The sequence below is a fragment of the Pigmentiphaga sp. H8 genome (genome assembly GCF_003854895.1).
Classification (GTDB): Bacteria; Pseudomonadota; Gammaproteobacteria; order Burkholderiales; family Burkholderiaceae_B; genus Pigmentiphaga.
In genome coordinates this window covers 3,073,483-3,094,421 of the sequence record NZ_CP033966.1, presented here as the reverse complement: position 1 = coordinate 3,094,421, position 20,939 = coordinate 3,073,483, and the positions used below count along the sequence as shown (strand labels likewise).

The following is a 20,939-nucleotide window of genomic DNA, read 5'->3' as shown; positions in this document are numbered from 1 at the left end:
CTCGCTCGGGTAACCTATGTCTCACGACCGCATCCTGATCCTAGACTTCGGCTCGCAAGTCACCCAACTCATCGCCCGCCGCGTGCGCGAAGCGCAGGTCTACTGCGAAATCCACCCCTACGACGTTTCGGACGATTTCGTCCGCGAAGAACTCGCCAAAGGACTGAAAGGCGTCATCCTTTCGGGCAGCCACGCCTCGGCCTACGACGAAGCCTCCATGCGCGCCCCCCAGGCCGTGTTCGAGTCCGGCGTGCCCGTGCTCGGCATCTGCTACGGCATGCAGACCATGGCCATGCAACTGGGCGGCAAGGTCAGCTTCAGCGACCACCGTGAATTCGGCTACGCCGAAGTCCGCGCCCACGGCCACACCCCGTTCCTGAACGGCATCCAGGACTTCGCCACCCCCGAAGGCCACGGCATGCTCAAGGTCTGGATGAGCCACGGCGACAAGGTCACCGAACTGCCCCCGGGCTTCAAGCTCATGGCCTCCACCGCCTCGTGTCCCATCGCCGGCATGGCCGACGTGGAACGCGGCTACTACGCCGTCCAGTTCCATCCCGAAGTCACCCACACCGTCCAGGGCCAGGCCCTGCTGGCGCGCTTCGTGCACGACATTTGCGGCTGCGGCGACGACTGGAACATGCCCGACTACGTCAGCGAAGCCGTCGAGGCCATCCGCAAACAGGTCGGCAGCGACGAAGTGATCCTGGGCCTGTCCGGCGGTGTCGATTCTTCCGTGGCCGCCGCCCTGATCCACAAGGCCATCGGCGACCAACTGACCTGCGTGTTCGTCGACCACGGCCTGCTGCGCCTGAACGAAGGCGAACAGGTCATGAAGACCTTCGCCGAGAACATGGGCCTGAAGATCATCCACGTGGATGCCACGGATGACTTCATGGGCAAGCTGGCCGGCGAAACCGACCCCGAAGCCAAGCGCAAGATCATCGGCAAGGAATTCGTCGAAGTCTTCCAGCGCGAGTCCGGCAAGCTCAAGAGCGCGAAGTGGCTGGCGCAAGGCACCATCTACCCCGACGTGATCGAATCGGCCGGCGCCAAGACCGGCAAGGCCGTCACCATCAAGTCGCACCACAACGTGGGTGGCCTGCCCGATACCTTGCACCTGAAGCTGCTCGAGCCGCTGCGCGAACTGTTCAAGGACGAAGTGCGCAAGCTGGGCATCGCGCTGGGCCTGCCGCACGGCATGGTCTACCGGCACCCGTTCCCTGGGCCGGGCCTGGGCGTGCGGATCCTGGGCGAGGTGAAGAAAGAGTACGCGGACCTGCTGCGCCGCGCGGATGCGATCTTCATCGAAGAACTGCGGGGCACGCGGGCGACCGAACAGGATGCCGCCGCGGGCCTGTGCGCGGCGGAAGAGGTCGGGAAGAACTGGTACGACCTGACCAGCCAGGCGTTCGCCGTGTTCCTGCCCGTGAAGTCCGTGGGCGTGATGGGGGATGGGCGGACGTACGACTACGTCGTCGCGCTACGCGCGGTGCAGACCACCGACTTCATGACGGCGCATTGGGCGCATTTGCCTTATGAGTTGTTGGGAAGGACTTCGAACCGGATCATTAACGAGGTTCGGGGGTTGAATCGGGTGGTTTATGACGTGTCGGGGAAGCCGCCGGCTACGATTGAGTGGGAGTGAAATCGGGTCCCGCATCGACCGGCACCAGATAGCACGAAACCATCACTAAGCCCGCGTAACTGCGGGCTTTTTTATCCTCGGCGCCGGTTTCACGGAGAAATTACCCTTGAACATGTCGTTCCCATGGTTAGGGCTGATAGGCGCAATTTCGCTACTCCTGCTCCTGTTCGGATCCGATTTTCTCCGTAGTGATAAAGCGATCTCGCGATGGCGGGACCTGACTTGGCTGTCATGGGCAGGAGTGACGGCGTATCTAATCCATAACGTCGAGGAATACGGGATCGACGTGTTCGGCCGGACGTACGCGTTTCCAACGTCGATGTGCCAGCTGTTTGGTTTCCAGGACGCCGCGCATTGTCCCGCGTCACCGGCATTCTTTACCGCAGTCAATGTGCCGATGTTCTGGTTTGCTGCGCCGATCGCCGCCTTGCTAAGCCGGCGTCATCCTCTGGTCGGACTCGCCATTTATGGCGTGATGTCGGTGAACATTGTTGCGCATGTCATTGGCGGCATCGTCGCCGGATCGATCTACAATCCTGGCTGGTTGACAGCGATGTTGCTGTTCCTGCCGCTGACGGCATGGGTGGTTCGCACTCTTTTCGGAAGGGGCGGTTTTCGCCATGGCGCATGGGTGTTCCTGATCGGATGGGGAATCGCTCTGCACCTCATCTTGGCGGGCTCGCTTGTCCCGCTCATGAAAGGCTGGATAAGCATCTCCGCTCCCGCGATGGTCATGCAGGTGGTAAACGCCGGACTTCTTATCGCCGTACCTTGGTTGGCCGAACGCTGGCTCTTCTACCCCCAGTGCGACAGGTCCCCAGCTACCCCAGGCTCGTAAGGTTGCCTGTCGCCTTGCGCTGTTTCAACCTGCCCGCCGCCGCAACCTTGAGCAAACGCTGAAATGTCGGACATTGCGTATGATTGGCCGCAGGACACTCCGCGGCATGGCGCAAGCCCTCGCTCATGGCACGCAGGCGTTTGATGGTCGCATCGATTTCGTCGGCTTTGGCTGCCAACACCTTTCTATCCACCTTCGGCGCGCCGGCAGGGGAGAGCATGGCACCAATTTCGTCCAACGACAGGCCGCCAGCTTGCCCCAGTGCGATCAGCGCCAACTGATCGAGCACGTCTGGCGTAAAACGCCGGCGTTCGCCAGCGGCGCTGGTCGCACAGATCAATCCCTTTTTCTCGTAGAACCGCAATGTCGAGGAAGGCACGCCGGTGCGCCGGGCGACTTCTGAAATGTCCACGCTGCACCCCTTGACTTGAAGTTGACTTCAACTTCTATCATGCCTTCGAACGATGGTTACATCAATCGAAAAGGAATGGGCATGGTCTCGACGGGCGAAGTGGCAAGGGTGGTTCTGGTGGGGATCGGCGCGACAGCGGTGTTGGACGTCTGGTCCATGATTCTGAAGGGCCTGGGTGTTCCCACGCTGGACTACGCGTTGGTGGGCAGGTGGGCGGGGCATCTGTGCCGGGGCAGGTTCGCGCACGCCAGCATAGCGAAGGCGGCGCCCATACCCGGCGAAGCGCCACTGGGGTGGGCGATCCATTACGTCGTCGGCATCGTGTTCGCGGCCTTGCTGGTGGGTGTTTACGGCGTGGCGTGGCTGCGCGATCCGGCATGGCTGCCCGCTCTGGCGGTGGGCGTGGCGACTGTCATGGTTCCCTGGTTCGTCATGCAGCCGGCCATGGGCGCGGGCATCGCCTCATCCCGCACGCCGACACCGATGAAGAATCGCCTGCGCAGCGTGGCAACGCATGCGGTTTTCGGCTGCGGGCTTTACTTGTCGGCGGCCTTGCTCAAGCTGGTGTGGGCATGAGCGGGGTGTTCCGCTATTTCATCCCGAACCAGGCCGGATCCGCCGCCAAGGCCACCGCGCCAATCAACGACACAAGCGTCGCCAGCAGCACCGGCCCGTCAAACGACTCCAGCTCCGGATTCAGCACCCGTGCAAACCACACCCGCATGACGAGCGACGTTCGTTGTATGGGTATCACGACCGACGCCGGCGCGATGGCAAGGGCCATGTAGACAAAGATCTGCGAGGCCGCGGCGGTCGCGCCCGCGACCGAATACCATCCGAGCGTAGGGCGCGACATGGTCAGCGACTGGCCCAGGCCGCCCTGGCAGATGACGATGGCCACCACGCCCACGGTCGCGGCGGTATAGGCCACGGCGGCGCCGGCCAGCCCTCCAGCCATCCCGTTCCCCTCCACCATGGCCTGCCGGACCAGGATGGGGCTGGAGCCATACGCCAGCGCCGAGAAGGTGGCGAACAGGTAGCCTTCGCCCAGTTTCGGCTGGAAACCGCTGGCGGCGGATTTCGTTCCGACCGGGGGCGATTCAACGGACGCGCGCTTGAACGGGCGGAAGGAAGCTGGGGCGTGAGCCCGAGCAGCCAGCATAGGCGCCGCGATGATGAGCGCAATGCCCACGATATGCAGCGTGGTCAACCGCTCGCCCAGCAGGACTATGGCCAGCACCAACGTGATCAGCACGCTGGTCTGCTGCACGGGTCCGACCAGCACGGTGCCCATGGCCCGCGTCGCGCGGTAGTTGCAATAGCGGCCGAAGCCGAAATGCAGCAGGCCGGCGGCGGAGAAGAGTAGCGTCGAGCGCAGCGGAAACGCTTGCAGATGTTCGGTTCCGCCCACCGCCAGCACCGCGATCCAGACCATTACCGTACCAAGCAGCAACGTGACCACCATGGCCTGTGACAGCGTTCCGGCGACGACCCCGCGGCGCAGCGTGGCGTTGTTCGCGGCGAAGGTGAAGGCCGCCAGGAGCGCGAGCACGGTCGGCAGGATCATGTCATTCGCTGGGTCCGCCGCGCCTGTTTGTCGGCATACATGAGCTGGTCGGCCACCTTGAGCACGGCTTGCAGCGAGCTGACGGAGGGGTCGACGCTGGCGATGCCGAAGCTGGCGCCGGGGTAGTCGAAGCTGCACTCGGTGAAGGTATAGGTGCCGATCAGCAACGGCGCTAGCCGCTGTCGCATGGCCTCGACCGGGCCGTCCGGGTCGTCGGGGCGGGGCGGGTCGACCAGTCCGATCACGACGAATTCGTCGCCGCCCAGCCGGCCCAGCATGTCGCTCTTGCGCAGGCCGGCGGACATGCGCTGGCCGACCTCGATCAGGAATTTGTCGCCGACGACGTGGCCGTACGTGTCGTTGATGGCCTTGAAGCCGTCCAGGTCGATGAAGGCGACCAGCACCCACCTCTGGGTGTCCTTCGCCAGCGTGAACAGGCGGTCCAGTTCGGCCAGGACCGAGCGGCGGTTGGGCAGGCCGGTCAGGGCGTCGTAGTTGGCGGCGTATTGTTCTTCCTGGCGTCGCATCACCATTTGTCCGGCCGCCTGGCCGGACAGCAGGATCAGGACCAGGCCGAACACGGCCGCCAGTGCGGCCGTATAAAGATGGCGCTGGCGCATGGGCGCCACGTGGTCCAGCGTGGCCAGCGTGATCAACTGGTATTGCGGATTGGTCAACGGCTGGCGCCGCATCAGGTAAGGCTTGCCGTCGATGACCCATTGGCCGGCATCGGAGCCGGCGTTGGCTATCGGATGCGCGTCCATGGGTACGCCGGGCGCTTCACCGCCGTCCGGCGGCAGCACGGTGCCGGCTGGCAGGAGCGCCGCCAGGTTGCGCAGCATGAAGGGCTCGGACGAAGCGGTGATCACGCGGCCCTGGCGGTTCACGATCAGGGCGATGTGCCGCCCGGTCAGGTAGGCCGCCATCTCGGGCGCGTCGAATTTCACCGTGACCGAGCCTTGCGGCACGTCGTTGGCATCGTCGATGCGGCTGCTGACGAAATAGGAGGGGCTGTTGTTGAGGCGGGCGATGCCGAATTGTTGGCCCGTGCCGTGGCGCAGCGCGTCGATCAGGTAGGTGCGGCCGGAGTAGATCATGCCCACGATGCTGTCGGACTCGGCCCAGTTGCTGGCCGTGACGGTATCGTCCGACATGTTGTTCATGTAGATGCGGGCATAGCGCAGATCGCTGGCCAGCGCGTTCATGTAGTCGCCGACCCGGCGTACCAGCGGATCTTGCGTGAATTGCGCGGCGCGCTGCTGGCGGGTCAGCTCGGCCGCGCCGGGCGGGTCGGTGCGGTAACGGGCGGCAAGCTGGATGACCTGGCCCTGGCGGGCGACCATGTTGGCCACGCTGACCATTTCGGTGAACAGGCGGTCGATGACGCGGGCGGTGGTCGTGGCCTCGTATTCGGCGCTGGTCGCCACGCTGTCCAGCCGCGCCGCCAGGATCCGCTGCGAGGTCCACCAGCCCAGGCCGGCCACCAGCGCCAGCCAGGCCAGGGCCAGGCCCAGGGTCAGCCGGAGCACGATGGGCGGCATTTTCCGGGCACGCCGGCCTTGCGGCGGCACCGTGTTGCCCGCGCCATGGCCCGCGAAAAGACGATGATCCAAAACAGCTTCATTCTGCATTCGTGATCTTCTCGCGCGGCAAGGGTTGGGGCGGCGGTGTCAATCCGGTTTCATCAAGGTATGGATTCTAAAAGAGTTGATGTTTCAAGTAATACTGGAAAAAGGGGGTAAATGGCGGTTGCCAGCCGGTTTTTCCCTTTGTTTACCGATCCGCCCATGCCGGGGGGCATGAGACGCGGCAAACCCCGACGGTTCAGAACTCTTCCAGAAACCGCATCCGAAACCGCCGCCCCTTGATATTGCTATTGGAAATCCGCGAGAACGCCTGTTTGGCAATCTGCCGGTCCAGCGCCACATAGGAGTTGAACTCGGTGATATTGATTTTCCCGACCTGCTCGAAAACCAGCCCTCCATCCCCGGTCAGCGCACCCAGCAAATCCCCGGGCCGCAGTTTGTCCTTTTTGCCCCCTTGTATGCACAAGGTGATCATGCGCGCCCGCAGCGGGCGGGCGGCCTTGACCCGCAGCGATTTGAGATCGCCCCATTTCAGCGGCGTACCCTGGTATTGCTCGATCAGGTTGGCCCAGCGCATTTCCTCGGGTGAGCACAGGCTGAGCGCCAGTCCCTTCTGGTCGCCGCGGCCGCTGCGGCCGATGCGGTGCACGTGGACCTCGGTGTCCTTGGTCACGTCCACGTTGATCACGGCGCCCAGGTTCTGGATGTCCAGGCCGCGGGCGGCGACGTCGGTGGCGACCAGCACGGCGCAGCTCTGGTTGGCGAACTGGATCAGGATTTCGTCGCGCTCGCGCTGTTCCAGGTCGCCGTTCAGCGCCTGGGCGCTGATGCCCTCGGCCCGCAGGCGTTCGACCAGCTCATGGCTGCGGATCTTGGTGTTGCAGAAGGCCAGGGTGGACACGGGGCGAAAGTGCGCCAGCAGGGTGACGACGGCGTCCAGCCGTTCGTCTTCGCCGATCTCGTAGAAGACCTGTTCGATGCGGCTGGCGTCGTGCTGGGCCTCGACCTTGACTTCGGCCGGGTTGCGCAGGAAGCGGGCGCTGAGCTTGCGGATGTTGTCGGGGTAGGTGGCCGAGAACAGCAGGGTCTGGCGCTTGGCGGGGCAGTGCGAGGCGATGGCGGCGATGTCGTCGTAGAAACCCATGTCGACCATGCGGTCGGCCTCGTCCAGCACCAGGGTGTTCAGGGCGGACAGGTCCAGGCTGCCGCGCTCCAGGTGATCCTGGATGCGGCCGGGCGTGCCCACGACCAGATGGGTGCCGCGGGCCAGCGATTCGGCCTGGGGGCGGGCGGCGGTGCCTCCGCACAGGGTCAGGACCTTGACGTTGGGAATCAGGCGGGCCAGCCGGCGCAGCTCCTGGGCGACCTGGTCGGCCAGTTCGCGGGTCGGACAGACGACCAGGGCCTGCGGAACCAGGCGGTCGACGTCCAGCTTCTGCAGCGCGCCCAGGCCGAAGGCCGCGGTCTTGCCGCTGCCGGTCTTGGCCTGTGCGATCAGGTCCCGGCCTTCCAGGATGAGCGGCAGGCCTTGGGCCTGGATGGGCGTCATCTGTTCGAAGCCCAGGCCTTGCAGGTTGTCCAGCAGGGCGGGCAAGAGGGGCAGGGAGGTAAAGGACGTGTCGGTCACGATAGGGCGGGTCGCAAGACCCGCGAAAAGACTGGTTGACCGACAGTGTATGCCGTGGCGTCCGGGTTGAGGGGGCGGGCCCGGATCACGGCAGGGCGCCCCAGGGATATTCGAGTTGCAGGGCGACGACGTGGGCGGTGCGGGCGCCGTAGCGCATGGCTATGGCTTGCAGCGTCTGGTCCAGGGCCTGGGCCGGTCGCTGGTCGGTGAACGGGGCCAGGTGCCAGGCCGGCGGCTGGCCGGCCGACGCTACGTCCGGAATGACGCGAACCTTGTTGCGGGTTTCGACGGCTGGCGACGCCTCCGCGAACGATACGGCCCGTGACCGGTAGGTGCGCGACCAGGCGTCGGCGGCCAGGGCCAGCGAGACTTCGTCCATGCCGGGCTGGAGATCCACGCCGACGCGTTCCCGGTTCCAGAACGCCAGGAGGTTGCCCAGCACGGTCGTCGTGAACGCCCGGGTCTGCCTGAAGGCCTGGCTGGCATGGCGGATATCCCACGAGGCCAGGCCCAGGTCGCGGGCCACCGCTTCGGCCTTCTCCCGCCCGGCCATGGCCTCGATCAGGATCAGCATCATGGGCATCGATGCGGAAATGCCCGTGCTGGTCGCGACGCCCCGGTCCGCCACCACGCGCCGGTCGGCAACGTAGGCGATCGAAGGGTGCTTGGCCAGCATGTCCTGCAGGTAGTACCAATGCGTGGTCGCGCGCTTGCCGTCCAGCAGGCCGGTCGCGGCGACGACCTTGGCGCCCGCGCACACGCCCAGGATGGTCGCGCCCTTGCGGGACTGTTCCTGAAGCCAGGCCAGTACCGCCGGATCGTCGTCGCGGCTCATGGCGGGCACGATGACGTAGTCGGCGCCCGCCGGATGCTGTGCGTCGAAGCGTGCGAGGGTGGCGTCCGCCTGGACGGTCAGTGCCGGGAAAAGCTTGACCGGCCCCGGTCCGGTTGAAAGCGATACGACGTCGGCCACGCCGGCGCGCCGCAGGATGCCGGTGGGCATCAGGTAATCGGTGGTTTCGGTGGCATCGTTGATACCTACGACCGCCACCAGCGGGCGCTTGCGCCTGGGCGGTTTCAAGGCGGCCAGCATGGCCTCGATTTCGCCTGCCGCGACCTGTGGCATGTCGGCCAGGGCGGGCGCCGGCGGCAGGCTGTATAGCCAGGCGCCCAGGCCCGCCAGCGCGAGCAGGATGAGTGCCAGCGCACCCCGGATCACATGGCGGTTGAGCATGATCGGAATTCTCCCAGCCCTAGGCATGGTCTGTCAGGTCTCAATCTACCCGCTGCGCGTCATGGCGGAAATGTCAAAAATGTATTAATTTCTGCCAATGCGCCACATCGTATTCGTCGTCTATCCGGGGTTCGAGATCCTCGATGTCTCAGGGCCGGGGGCCGTGTTCAGCGGCGCCAATCGCGCACTGGGCGGCGCCGTGCCTGCCTACGGCGTCGAGCTGGCGTCGGCGCGGGGCGGGCCGGTGGCCAGCAGCAGCGGCATCGTCGTCGAGACCCGCCCCGTCGGTGCGCTGTCCATGCTGGCGGCCGATACCTTGCTGGTCGTGGGGGCCGAGCGGGAGCCGCTGTTGCGGGCGATGGCCGATCCGGCCTTGAGGCAGGCGCTGCCACAACTGGCGGACACGGCCGGGAGATGGGGCTCGATCTGCAGCGGTGTCTTCGTCCTCGCGGCGCTGGGCCTGCTCGATGGCCGCCGCGTCGCCACGCATTGGGATGCCTGCGCGCCGCTGGCGGGGGCTTTTCCCAAGGTGGTGGTGGACCCGGACTCCCTTTACGTCGTGGACGGAAGCCTCTGGACCTCGGCCGGCGTGACGACCGGCATCGACATGACCCTGGCGATGATCGCCAGCGACCTGGACGCGAAGATCGCCGGCGAGGTCGCGAAGCGGCTGGTGCTGTACGCGCGCCGCCCGGGGTATCAATCCCAGTTCAGTCCCGTGCTGCAGGCGCAGGCCAGGGCCGGCAGCCCCTTTGGCGACCTGATCGCCTGGATACAGGACCACCTTCAGGAGCCGCTGGACGTGCCGGCGCTGGCGGCTCGCGCGGGCCTTGCCGAACGCACCTTTCATCGCAAGTTCGTCGCGGCCACGGGGGTGACGCCGGCCCGCTACGTCGAGACCGCGCGGCTGGATGCCGCCCGCATGTTGTTGTCCCGGGGGCTGTCGTTGAAGGCGGTGGCGGTGCAGGTGGGTCTGTTCCCGGCCGCGCGTTTCACCGAAGCGTTCGAGCGCCGGTTCGGAATGTCTCCCCGATTGTTCAGGGATATGCATGCCGAAGGATGAGTCAGGTCTTCCTTGGCGGGATAGGAACAGGGCCGCCAGCGGATTGCGCCGTAATCCTGCGCGCGTTCCCGTATGACTAATAGCGGACCATGATCTGCCACTCCGCATGTATCGACGGCCGCGACGCCCCCTCGGCCTCGACCGTGACGTTCCAGGAGCAGCGTGCTTCGCCGGGCCGGGTTTCCTTCACGTCGGCCAGCGCGAACCTGGCCGACACCCGCGCCCCGGAAGGCACGGGTGCCGTGAAGCGGACCTTGTCGAAACCGTAGTTCAGCACCAGGACCGCGCCGGGAAAGGCGACGCAGCTCGCCTGCCAGCAGGTCAGCAGCGACAGCACGAGAAACCCATGCGCGATGGTCTGGCCATATGGCGATTCCGTCCGTGCTCGTGCCGGATCCACATGGATCCACTGGGTATCGCGTGTGACTTGTCCGAAGCGGTCGATCATCTCCTGATCCACGACGAGGGGGGCGGAGACGATCGCCGGTTTTCCCACGAAGTCCGTGAGCGCCTGCACGGAGTCGAAGGAAACGGGGGAATGGCTGTCCATGGTCAGATCCGTTCAAAGATGGCGGCGATCCAAGGCCTTGGACGCCCCTGGCCTAGTTTACTGGCGGGGGTTCCTGCGCCGCCTTCCTGTCCATCAGCAAACTATGCAGCATCTCCGTCGACAACCCGTGCAGCACCAGCCGGTATCCCGCCCGCAAGGTGGACATGGGCACCAGCGGATGCTTGTTGTTGACCAGGATGAGATGCTCCGGCGCACCCATCAGCTTGGCGGCGTAGATGCCTATGGTCTCGTCCAGCTGCAGCGAGTTGGCGGCACGCCAGAAGTCGTTGTCGGTCAGCATGAGCTGGTACAGCGGCGTGAACAGTTCGATCGCGCTTTGCAGGTCCAGGAAGTTCAGCCGCGTGCGAGGCATGTCCTCCAGCCGCAGGCCCGGGTCGCGGATCATGGAGAAGTCCACGCGGGCCGGCGGATGCATCTCGACGCCGGCGTCGCGCAGGGCCTGGTTCAGGCGGATGACGAAGTTGAACAGGTTCAGGTCGTGCTTGACGAACAAGTCGTCCTTCAGGTCGTCGATGTTGCGCGGCTCCAGCGGCGTGGTCGTGATCGGCACCGGCGAGTTGGCCGCGATGAAGGCCAGGATCTGCGCGCCCAGGTGGAAGTGCCGCAGGATCAGCCAGTTGGCTTCGGGCGAGACGAAGCGCGTCAGCCCCCACGCCAGCACGCGATGCAGCAGCCGGGAATGCGACCAATTGCGGGGCAGGAAGATCTTCAGCATCTGGATCAGGATGATGAAGCCGCGTGCGAGGGGGCGCAGCAGGGGCAGCAGGTACTGGCGCGAATTGCTGCTGGAATCGGTCAGCCAGCTTTTCTTGACCGCGTCGGGCAGGGGCGTGCTGCGGTCCAGGTACAGGGCCAGCCAGGGATTGGGATCGGCGGGGTCGTGCGCCTGGGCCAGGAAGTCGGGCGGGGCTTTTTTCATATGGCCTCATCCTCCATGACGTGGTGGAATTGCAGCAGGTACAGGGCCGCGGTGTGGCGGGCGGTGTCGATGATGCGTTGCGCGGCGTGGCCGTCGGGGTCGCAGTCCAGGGCCAGTTCGACGGCGGCCAGCCAGCGGGCCAGGTGGTTTTCGTCGTTGTGGCCGTGGTATTCCAGGAAGCGGTAGGTGTCCGGCGGCAGCGACAGGCTGGCCTTCAGCAGGGGTAACAGGGCGGGGATGATGCGCTGGCCGGTGCCTTCGATGATGTAGATGGCGCCCAGCAGGCCGATCGGATCGCGCGTGGCGGCCAGGCCGTGCAGGTAGGCGTTCAAGGCTTCGCCGCCGGGATTGCGGCGCAGGGCGTCCAGATCGGTGATCCGTCCGCCCGCGTTCAGGTAGTCCTGGAACAGGATCTTGAAGTCGTTCTGCTCTTCGCCCGCGTGGGTCTCGATCAAGGCCGCCAGGGGCTGGTAGTCGGGCCCCAGCGAGGCCACGCCCTCGCGCATCCATTTGCTGCCTTCGCGGACCTGGGGAATCCAGTTTTCCATCCAGTTCAGGTAGTCGGCGGCCTGGAAGCGCCGGGTGCGCAGCTTGTGCACGACGGGGGTGCGCCAGACGCGCGAGCGGTAGTCGTGCCAGATGGAGGCCAGTTCGGTCAGCAGCGGTCCCAGTTCCGGCGACGCCGTGGCCGGGTCGTGGGGCGGGGCGATGGAGGCGGTGTCGGGCATGTCGGCCACGCGCGCCGCGGGCGGGGCGGCGGCCGCGGCGCGCGCGGCAGACAGGCTTTCCACTTCCCATAGCATGTAGGCGGTGGTGAAACGTCCGGACTCGGGGATGTAGCAAAGGATCTGCTGGCCGGGTTCCACCGCGCGCGTTTCCAGGAATTCGGCCAGCATGATCAGGATGGACGCGGCGCCGGTGTTGCCGCGCCAGGCCAGGTTGCTGTACCAGCGCTCGTGCGGGATCTCCAGGCCGGCTTTCTCCAGCAGGTCCTTGACCACGGGAATGAATTTCTCGGACGAGTAGTGGCACAGGAAGTGGTCGATCCGGTCGGACCGGACCCAGCCGTCCCGGACGAGCCGGGCGTATTCGTGGATGCCGATGTCGAACAGGTGGGGCAGCAGGCGGATGTCCTGGCGCAGCGCCAGCGCGCCGTCGGCCTCCGCCTCGGTCCACGAGGGGTAGTCCAGGTGCGCGCGTTCGCGGTCCGCCGACAGGCCCAGTTGCATGCACACTGGATAGTCGCCGGAGAACGAGCGCTGGTGCACCCATTTCAGCTTCAGGCGCACGCCTTGCGAGGCTCCGGGCAGCGCCGATCCTGTGTTGCCCAGCAGCAGCGCGCCGGCGCCGTCCGACAGCATCCAGCGCAGGAAGTGGGAGTCGAAGTCGGCGTCGTAGCCGCGGGCGCTGAAGCGCGACCGCTTGAACAGCCGCGACGGCAGTTCGCTGGCCACGGCCAGGGCGCGATCGTGGCCGCCCATTTCCACGGCCTGGGCGGCGGCCTGGATGGCCGAGACGCCAGCGGCGCAGATGCCGTGCACCGACAGGGTCTCCATGGGGTGGGCGGCCAGTTCGCCCTGGATCATGTTGGCGAAGCCGGGCATCAGGGCATCGCCGCCCGAGCTGCCGCTGGCCAGCAGCGATACGTCGGCCAGCCGGGCGTCGGCGCGTTGAAGGCAGTCCTGGATGGCATTGACGGCCATCCGGGCGTTGCTGTACACGGTACCGCCTTCGGCGTCGATGGCGTAGTAGCGCTGCTTGATGCCGTTCTCGGCCAGGATGCGCTGCTTGATGCGTCCCGAGATGCGGTTCAAGGGCGCGATGTAGCGGTCCAGTTCGTCGTTGGACACCGGCTGGCCCGGCATGAAGTAGCCGGCGCTTTGCAGGTAGACGCGGTCGAAGGCGATGGGCATGGAGGTCTCTTGAGGGGGCGCGGCGGCCTAGCGTGGAGTGGTTCGCGCCATCAGGGGCCGCGAGCGAAAGCGCGGGCTGAGGCTTCCCAGGATGAAGACGCGGAACATGTAGGACGCAAGGCCGCGCTCGTTCAGCGCGCCCGGCACGCGGTGCCGGTAGCGCCGGTGATGCAGGCGGGTCAGTTCGGACCAGTGCGCGCGCGAGTGTTCGTGGTGGGCGGTGTGCAGCCCGATGTTGAACAGCAGCGGGTTGACCAGTCCTTCGAAATTGCGGGCATAGCCCAGCGTGCGGCCACGCGTGGGGCCGCCGTCGGCGTGCGCGTGCTGCAGGTAGTTGGTCGCCAGCAGCCAGTGCAGGCCGTGCAGCTGCGGCACGATCACGAACACCAGCGCCTTGGCCGGGTTCAGCGCCAGCAGTCCGGCCCACAGGCCAAGCCACGCGGCATACTGGGCCATGCAATAGCGCCAGGCGCCGGGCCGGTGCCGGTACAGGCGCCCCAGCCAGCGGGCGAAGACGGGGTAGAGCACCCATGCCGCCTGCACCGGGTGCGCCAGGTAGCCCCACAGGTGATTGGTGTCGCCGCCGAAGCGATAGGTGCGGGCGATGTCCCGGGGGCCGTGCCGATGGCGATGGTGGTTGGCCACGTGCGCGGGATAGAACACGAAGGTGGGATGCCCTTGCAGCAGCGTGATCCAGAAATCGGTGGCGCGATTGGCCCAGCGGCCGTGCCACATCCGCACGTGGGTGTGGTTGTGATGGATGACGCCCGTGCCCAGGGTCAGGAACAGCATCAACGCGTAGAGCGGCAGCGAAAAACCGTGGCGCCATTGCCAGCCGGCAAGCGCAGGCAGGGCGGCCAGGTACAGCAGGCTCTGCCAGTCGCGGCGGTTGCGCAGCGCGGGCAGGAAGGGGCGTCCGCTATTCATGGGCGGCCGCGGTCCGGCGTTCGTGGGCTTTCAACAGGAGCGCCGCCGCGTCGGCCTGCAGGCGCGTGCGGAACAGGCGGTCCATGAAGGTGAACTGGAACCCGTAGTTCCCGTTGAAGCAGGCATGGTGCAGATGATGCCGGCGGCTGGCGGCGAACCAATGGGCGTAGGACACCTGGGGGAAGAAGTCGTAGTTGGCGTGGCCGATGCAGTTGAAGAACAGGCTGAACAGCGGCACCGAGGCCAGCGACCAGAAGCTGAAGTCGTGCACCACCATGGGCAGCAGGATCACGTTGCCCAGCATCAGCGCCTCGACCGGATGAAAGCTGTAGGTCGAGAACGGCGTGGTGACGATGGAGCGGTGGTGGGGCAGGTGGAAGCGGCGCAGCAGTTTCGTGTGCAGCAGGCGGTGGTTGATCCAGAAGTGCACGTCGTTCCAGGCCACCAGGGCCAGGATCTCCAGCGCGATCTTCCCGCCGCTGGCGGCGGGATCCAGCCGGGCCCAGCCGAGTTGCAGCAGGCCCCACGGAAAGATCATGCCCGTGCCGAACAGCAGGATGGACATGCCCGACTGCAGCCACTCGCGGCGCAACTGGCCCGGCGCGAGCGGGCGGGGGTCCAGCGGGCACCCCAGGCCCAGTGCGGGCAAGAGGTGGCGGGTAAGCAGCCAGGTCGCGGCGCCGAACAGCAGGTAGATACCACCGAAGAACAGCAGGCCTGCCAGCATGACCTGCAATGCCGATAGCTCCTGGAAGGCTTGGCCCATGGATTGTTGTCGTTGTGATGCCGGGAACGGCCCCTATGATAAGCAATCCGCCAGGCGGATCGCGGCCCCGGGGCGGGGTGTCGATTGCACTCTTCAGACGAATTCATTACAAAATGTTTGCCGCGCCGGCGGCAGGCGTGGTTTTCGTTGCCGTGCGACGATCGGCAACTCGACTCGACGGCACGCCGGGCCTTGTTCCTGGCGGGATATATTAAAATCCCATGACTCGCCGCACGCCTTCGCGCCGTGAATATTTCAGCGAGCGGCATCTTCCAGGCAACACAAGGAGCACCCAGGGCTCTTGTCGCATACCGGTTACGTGGAGCATCCCCCATGTCAGCTTCCCCTGAAGAACACCGCCCCTTATCCAGGGCACAGCGGATCCGGCTTTGCCGGTCCGCCCCCAGGCGGGCCCACGCCCCCGTGGGGGGCTGCCGCGGAGCGGCTGGGGGCTCAACATGCGGGGCGCGCCTCAGCGCGTAGGGGAAGGCCCCATGTCCGCTGCAATCAGGATCCTGCAGGGAAAGTTCGGGCGCGTTGCGCTGCTCGACATGAACATGCTTCTCGTGTCGCATGCGCATCACCATTGCCACGTGTTGATCAAGGCCTTCGGCGCGGACACGTATTTCTCGGTGCGTGGCCAGCCGCAGCCCCTGACGGACGACAGCGCGGTCCTGATCAACGCCTGGGAGCCGCATTCATACAGCCATAACGGCGCGGAAGTGCAGCGCACGGTCATTCTGGCGCTGTACATCGAACCCGGCTGGCTGGCCGGCATCCAGCAGGCGCTGACGGTCAGCGCCCATCCCCATTTCTTCCAGCAGCCGTGCGTCGCGCTGCCGCCCGCGGCGCGCAAGCTGGCCGATGCGCTGGCGCGGGACATGTTGCTGATGGCGGAGCTGCCGTCCGGCCAGTTGGAAGAGCGCCTGTTCGAACTGATGATCGCCACCATCGAGCATCATTCCGAGTGGCGCAGCTACCAGTCGCTGTTGGGCACTCTGCGGCAGCATCACGGCGACGTGCGCATCCGCAAGGCCATCAGCCGCATGCGCGAGAACATCGGGCAGTCGGTGGACATGGACGTGCTGGCGGCCGAGTGCGGATTGTCGCGGGCGCATTTCTTCGAGCTGTTCCGCAAGACGACCAAGCTGACGCCGCGCGTGTACGCCAACGTGCTGCGCATGGAGGCGGCCATCACCGCGCTGACCGCGGGCGAGACGCCCATCGCCGATCTGGCCTACGACATGGGCTTTTCCGCGCCCGGCCACTTCACCCGCTTCTTCCGCGAGCATCTGGGCACCACGCCCACCGAGTACCGCCGCGTGGTGGACCTGCTCGAACCCGCCAAGGACGGGCGCTGACGGCCGGCCCGCGGGCCGCTTTCCCGTCGGAAAACCGAAAAATCAGACTCCATGGTAAGTGAGCCGATGCGGCGGTAACGGCCGCGGGCAGGGTGCCGCTTATCTTTCTCCTCGCGCAGACCGCCTGTAGGCGGCATGCAGGAAACAGGAGGAAGAGACATGGAGTGCTTGCATGAGTGACGCGAGCGTTCTGCCCACGGCACAGGCGCCGTTCGTCGGGCGGCGGCAGGAGCGGGTCGAGGACACGGCGCTGCTGTCGGGGCGCGGTGCCTATGGCGACGACCTGCCGGTCAAGCCGGGCACGCTGCACGCCGCGATCCTGAGGTCGCCCCATGCCCACGCCCAGGTGCTGCGCATCGACGCGGGCGCCGCCGAGGCCCATCCGGGCGTCCGGGCGGTGCTGACGGGCGCCGACGTGAAGCGCTGGTCGCAGCCTTTCGTCGTGGGCGTGAAGTCGCCCATGGAGCACTGGTCGCTGGCCCAGGATCGCGTGCGCTACGTGGGCGAACCGGTCGCCGTCGTGGTGGCCGAGGACCGCTATGTCGCCGAGGACGCGCTGGAATTGATACGCGTCGACTACGACGTGCTGCCGGTGGCCGTGGAGATCGAGGCGGCCATCGCCGAGGATGCGCCGGTGCTGCATCCGGCGGTGGGCAGCAACGTCGTCAGCGACCGCAGTTTCAGCTATGGCGAACCGGACGCCGCCTTCGCCGCGGCCGAACACCGCGTCGGGCTGACGGTCCTCTATCCGCGCAATTCCTGCACGCCCATCGAGGGGGCGGTGGTGATCGCCGAACACCTGGCGGGCGACGACGGCTATGAGGTCAGTTCCAATTTCATGGGACCGTTCTCGCTGCATTCGGTCATGGCGCTGGCGCTGAAGATTCCCGGCACGCGCCTGCGCCACAAGCTGCCGCGCGACTCGGGCGGCAGCTTCGGCGTGAAGCAGAGCGTGTTTCCCTACGTGGTGCTGATGTGCCTGGCGTCCCGCAAGGCGGGCGCGCCGGTGAAGTGGGTGGAGGACCGCCTGGAGCACCTGGTGGCCGCGACCTCGGCCACGTCCCGCCTGTGCACGATCGAAGCGGCCGTGGACGGCGAGGGCCGGATCAGCGCGCTGTCCTACGACCAGTTCGATGACGTGGGCGGCTATCTGCGCGCCCCCGAGCCGGCCACGTTCTATCGCATGCACGGCTGCCTGACGGGCGCCTATGCGATTCCCAACCTGAAGGTGCGCAACCGCGTGGTGCTGACCAATCGCACGCCCGCCGGATTGGTGCGCGGCTTCGGCGGGCCTCAGGTGTATTTCGCGCTGGAGCGCCTGGTGCAGCGCATCGCGCAGCAACTGGGGATCGATCCGCTGGCGGTGTACCGGCGCAATTTCGTGCAGCCGGGGGCGTTTCCGTACCGGGCCGCGGCCGGCGCCTTGCTGGACTCCGGCAACTACCCGCTGGCGGTCGAGATGGCCGAGCGCGAAGGCGGGCTGGACGAACTGCTGCGACGGCGCGACGCCGCCCGGGCCGAGGGCCGGCTGTACGGCATCGGCTATGCAGCGATCGTGGAGCCGTCCATCTCCAACATGGGCTACATCAGCACGGTCATGACGGCGGAACAGCGCGCCAAGGCCGGTCCCAAGAACGGCGCCACCGCCAGCGCCACCGTCAGCATCGATCCGCTGGGCGGGGTGTCGGTGGTCGTCGCTTCCTCGCCAGCCGGGCAAGGGCATATGACCGTGTGCGCGCAGGTCGTCGCGGACGTGTTCGGCCTCGTGCCGGAGCAGGTGGCCGTGAACGTGGACTTCGACACGCAGAAGGATGCGTGGTCGGTGGCCGCGGGCAATTATTCCAGCCGCTTCGCCGGCGCCGTGGCGGGCACCGTGCATCTGGCGGCCAGCCGTCTGCGCGAGAAGGTCGCGCGCATCGTGGCCCATCAGCTGAAGTGCGATCCGGCCGACGTGGTGTTCGCCGGCGGCAAGGTGGGCCTGCCGGACAGGATGCTGGCGTTCGCGCGCGCGGCCAGCAGCGCGCACTGGGCGCCGGGGCAACTGCCGGAGGGGGAGTCGCCGGGGTTGCGGGTGACCGAGTTCTGGACGCCGCCCCAGCTGACGGCGCCGGACGAGCAGGACCGCGTCAACACTTCCGCGGCCTACGGATTCGCCTTCGACATCTGCGCGGTCGAGATCGACCGCGATACCGGGCGCGTACGCATCGATCGCTACGTCACCACGCACGACGCGGGCAAGCTGCTCAACCCGGCGCTGGCGGACGGCCAGATCCGCGGCGCCTTCGCGCAGGGACTGGGTGCCGCGCTCATGGAGGAATTCCGCTACGCGGGCGACGGCAGTTTCCAGTCCGGTACCTTCGCCGACTATCTGGTGCCGACCACCTGCGAGGTGCCGGACCCCGTCATCGTCCATCTGGAAACGCCGTCGCCGTTCACGCCGCTGGGCGCCAAGGGCCTGGGCGAGGGCAACAACATGAGCACGCCGGTGTGCGTGGCCAATGCCGTCGCCGATGCCCTGGCGCCGATTCGGGGCGCCTGCGACGTCAGGCTGCCGCTGACGCCGCTCAAGGTCATGGAGCTGATCGGGTTCGACGATCCGCCGCCCAGTGCCGGCGCGGACGCGGCCTCCGCGCCGCCCGCAAGCCCCGCCACGCCGGGCGGCTCGGGCAAGGCCTTGTCCGCCACGGGCAGCGTGCAGATCGCCGCGACGCCCGAGGTCGTCTTCAACGTGCTGCTCGATCCGCAGGCGCTGGCCAAGGTGGTGCCGGGCTGCCATTCGCTGGAGGCGATAGGCGAGAACCGCTATCGCGCCGACGTGACCGTGGGCGTGGGCATGATCAAGGCCCGCTATGCGGCGGAGATCGCGCTGTCGGAACTCGATCCGCCGCATTCCCTGCGCCTGGCCGGCTCGGGCAGTTCGTCGCTGGGCGCGGCGCGCGGCAGCGGCAAGGTGCGGCTCGAGCCCGACGAGGGCGGCACGCGCCTTCTTTACGACTACAGCGCCGAGGTCAGCGGCAAGGTGGCCGCCGTGGGCAGCCGCATGCTGGAAGGGGCGGCCAAGATCGTGCTCGGGCAATTGTTTGAACAACTGGGCCGGCAGGCCAGCGGGCAACCGGCCCGGGCCGGATCGCGAGGCTGGTGGCGCAAGGTGCTGGCGCTGTTCGGATGGAGGGGGGCGGCATGAAGCCGGCGGCTTTCGATTACGTGCGCCTGGAGGACGAGGCGCAGGCCTGCGACCTGCTGGCGCGGCATGGCGACGAGGCCCGCATCCTGGCGGGCGGGCAGTCGCTGATCACGGTGCTGAACATGCGCCTGGCGCAGCCGTCGGTGCTGCTGGATGTCTCGCGCTGCGAGGCGCTGGACTACGTGAAGGTGGCGGGCCGGATGCTGGAGGTGGGGGCCGCGGCCACCCAGGCCAGCGTGGAGTGGCGGCCGGACCTGGCCGCGGAGGTGCCGCTGCTGGCCTGTGCGTTTCCCTACATCTCGCATTTCCAGGTACGCAACCGGGGCACCGTGTGCGGTTCGGTCGCGCATGCCGACCCCAGCGCGGAACTGCCGTTGTGCCTGGCGCTGCTGGGCGGTGAAGTGGTGCTGTCGTCCCGGCGAGGCCGCCGGACCCTGGCGGCCCGGGATTTCTTCCAGGGCATGCTCACCACCGCACGAGCCGGCGACGAACTGATCGCCTGCGTGCGCTATCCGCTGCGCGTGGCCGGCACGGGCTACGCGTTCGAGGAGTTCTCGCTGCGCCACGGCGATTTCGCCATCGCCGCCTGCGCGGCCGCCGTCAGCAGGGACGTCATACGCCTGGGCGTGGGCGGCGTGGCGGATCGGCCGACCGTGGTGCAGTGGCCGCGCCTGCCGAAGCCGGAACTGGAAACCGCCATCAACGATTTCGCCTGGACGCTGGGCGCGCAGGACGACGCGCACGCCAGCGCCGCCTACCGCCGGCGGCTGGTGCGGCAACTGGCGGCCCGCGCCATCGCGACCGCCGCGTCGCGGACGCAAGGAGACACGCAATGAGCGCGGAAAAGACCCATCGCATCCGCTGCACGCTGAACGGCCGGCAGCGCGAGGGTACGGCCGAGAGCCGCATGCTGCTGTCGGATTTCCTGCGGCACGAGCTGGGCGCCACCGGCACCCACGTGGGGTGCGAACACGGGGTGTGCGGTGCCTGCACCGTGCGCATCGACGGCGTGGCCGGCCGCTCATGCCTGACGCTGGCCGTGCAGGTGGACGGCCGCCAGGTGGACACGGTGGAGGGCCTGGCGTGCGAGGGCGAACCGAGCGACCTGCAACAGGCCTTCCGTCGGCACCACGCGCTGCAATGCGGCTTCTGCACGGCGGGCATCCTGATGTCGTGCGACGACTTCCTGGAACGCGTGCCGGACCCGACCGAGCAGCAGGTGCGGGACATGCTTTCGGGGCACCTGTGCCGGTGTACGGGCTACACGCCCATCGTGCAGGCCGTCCTGGACGTGGCCGCCTCGCGCAACAAGAACACATAGGA

18 protein-coding genes are annotated in these 20,939 nt (G+C 67.0%); 8 read left to right on the top strand and 10 right to left on the bottom strand.

Annotation, left to right across the window (positions count from 1 at the left end; genetic code table 11):
• The first annotated feature begins 16 nt into the window (after window positions 1-16).
• Complete coding sequence (guaA, locus tag EGT29_RS14705) at window positions 17-1,648, top strand: glutamine-hydrolyzing GMP synthase (protein WP_124689690.1); 1,632 nt, start codon at window positions 17-19, stop codon at window positions 1,646-1,648.
• A gap of 112 nt (window positions 1,649-1,760) precedes the next feature.
• A complete protein-coding gene (locus EGT29_RS14700) occupies window positions 1,761-2,486 on the top strand; it encodes an HXXEE domain-containing protein (RefSeq protein ID WP_238160454.1) in 726 nt (241 codons plus the stop codon).
• Here the strand turns inward: EGT29_RS14700 and EGT29_RS14695 are convergent.
• Window positions 2,470-2,898, bottom strand: coding sequence for a helix-turn-helix domain-containing protein (locus EGT29_RS14695; RefSeq protein ID WP_124689688.1), 429 nt, complete (start codon window positions 2,896-2,898; stop codon window positions 2,470-2,472). The two genes, EGT29_RS14700 and EGT29_RS14695, sit on opposite strands and share 17 nt — an antisense overlap.
• Window positions 2,899-2,979: 81 nt before the next feature.
• Here EGT29_RS14695 and EGT29_RS14690 point away from each other — a divergent pair, with 81 nt between their 5' ends.
• Window positions 2,980-3,474, top strand: coding sequence for a DUF2938 domain-containing protein (locus EGT29_RS14690; protein ID WP_124692367.1), 495 nt, complete (start codon window positions 2,980-2,982; stop codon window positions 3,472-3,474).
• Window positions 3,475-3,487: 13 nt separating this feature from the next.
• Here the strand turns inward: EGT29_RS14690 and EGT29_RS14685 are convergent, their stop codons facing one another.
• From EGT29_RS14685 to EGT29_RS14670, 4 genes are all read right to left on the bottom strand, one after another.
• Window positions 3,488-4,465 carry an EamA family transporter gene (locus EGT29_RS14685; protein ID WP_124689687.1) on the bottom strand — a complete coding sequence of 326 codons (978 nt, stop codon included), beginning with the start codon at window positions 4,463-4,465 and terminating at the stop codon, window positions 3,488-3,490.
• Window positions 4,462-6,006, bottom strand: coding sequence for a sensor domain-containing diguanylate cyclase (locus EGT29_RS14680; protein ID WP_124692366.1), 1,545 nt, complete (start codon window positions 6,004-6,006; stop codon window positions 4,462-4,464). Before EGT29_RS14680 ends, EGT29_RS14685 begins: the two co-directional genes overlap by 4 nt.
• A gap of 283 nt (window positions 6,007-6,289) precedes the next feature.
• Entirely contained in the window at window positions 6,290-7,678 is a 1,389-nt protein-coding gene (gene dbpA / locus EGT29_RS14675; RefSeq protein WP_124689686.1) for an ATP-dependent RNA helicase DbpA, read from the bottom strand.
• A gap of 85 nt (window positions 7,679-7,763) precedes the next feature.
• Window positions 7,764-8,912, bottom strand: a complete 1,149-nt coding sequence (locus EGT29_RS14670; RefSeq protein ID WP_124689685.1) for a DJ-1/PfpI family protein — start codon at window positions 8,910-8,912, stop codon at window positions 7,764-7,766.
• A 97-nt stretch (window positions 8,913-9,009) separates the two neighbouring features.
• Between EGT29_RS14670 and EGT29_RS14665 the strand changes: the two genes are divergently transcribed.
• Complete coding sequence (locus EGT29_RS14665) at window positions 9,010-9,975, top strand: GlxA family transcriptional regulator (RefSeq protein ID WP_124689684.1); 966 nt, start codon at window positions 9,010-9,012, stop codon at window positions 9,973-9,975.
• Window positions 9,976-10,051: 76 nt separating this feature from the next.
• Here the strand turns inward: EGT29_RS14665 and EGT29_RS14660 are convergent, their stop codons facing one another.
• From EGT29_RS14660 to EGT29_RS14640, 5 genes are read right to left on the bottom strand one after another with little or no spacing between them, the layout of a single operon-like run.
• On the bottom strand, window positions 10,052-10,525 hold the full coding sequence (locus EGT29_RS14660; protein ID WP_124689683.1) for a MaoC family dehydratase: 474 nt from the start codon (window positions 10,523-10,525) through the stop codon (window positions 10,052-10,054).
• A 52-nt stretch (window positions 10,526-10,577) separates the two neighbouring features.
• Window positions 10,578-11,465, bottom strand: a complete 888-nt coding sequence (locus EGT29_RS14655; protein ID WP_124689682.1) for a hypothetical protein — start codon at window positions 11,463-11,465, stop codon at window positions 10,578-10,580.
• Complete coding sequence (locus EGT29_RS14650; protein ID WP_124689681.1) at window positions 11,462-13,378, bottom strand: iron-containing redox enzyme family protein; 1,917 nt, start codon at window positions 13,376-13,378, stop codon at window positions 11,462-11,464. The genes EGT29_RS14655 and EGT29_RS14650 overlap by 4 nt, the downstream gene beginning before the upstream one ends.
• Window positions 13,379-13,405: 27 nt before the next feature.
• Window positions 13,406-14,305, bottom strand: coding sequence for a fatty acid desaturase (locus EGT29_RS14645; RefSeq protein ID WP_124689680.1), 900 nt, complete (start codon window positions 14,303-14,305; stop codon window positions 13,406-13,408).
• A complete protein-coding gene (locus EGT29_RS14640) occupies window positions 14,298-15,071 on the bottom strand; it encodes a sterol desaturase family protein (RefSeq protein ID WP_124689679.1) in 774 nt (257 codons plus the stop codon). The genes EGT29_RS14645 and EGT29_RS14640 overlap by 8 nt, the downstream gene beginning before the upstream one ends.
• 494 nt (window positions 15,072-15,565) lie before the next feature.
• On the opposite strand from EGT29_RS14640, the gene EGT29_RS14635 reads away from it, so the two are divergent.
• The 4 genes from EGT29_RS14635 (at window position 15,566) to EGT29_RS14620 (ending at window position 20,937) form a co-directional block, all read left to right on the top strand.
• Complete coding sequence (locus EGT29_RS14635) at window positions 15,566-16,432, top strand: AraC family transcriptional regulator (RefSeq protein WP_124689678.1); 867 nt, start codon at window positions 15,566-15,568, stop codon at window positions 16,430-16,432.
• Window positions 16,433-16,604: 172 nt separating this feature from the next.
• Window positions 16,605-19,616 carry a molybdopterin cofactor-binding domain-containing protein gene (locus EGT29_RS14630; RefSeq protein WP_124689677.1) on the top strand — a complete coding sequence of 1,004 codons (3,012 nt, stop codon included), beginning with the start codon at window positions 16,605-16,607 and terminating at the stop codon, window positions 19,614-19,616.
• On the top strand, window positions 19,613-20,452 hold the full coding sequence (locus tag EGT29_RS14625) for a xanthine dehydrogenase family protein subunit M (protein ID WP_124689676.1): 840 nt from the start codon (window positions 19,613-19,615) through the stop codon (window positions 20,450-20,452). The genes EGT29_RS14630 and EGT29_RS14625 overlap by 4 nt, the downstream gene beginning before the upstream one ends.
• A complete protein-coding gene (locus EGT29_RS14620; RefSeq protein WP_124689675.1) occupies window positions 20,449-20,937 on the top strand; it encodes a (2Fe-2S)-binding protein in 489 nt (162 codons plus the stop codon). The genes EGT29_RS14625 and EGT29_RS14620 overlap by 4 nt, the downstream gene beginning before the upstream one ends.
• Window positions 20,938-20,939 lie beyond the last annotated feature (2 nt).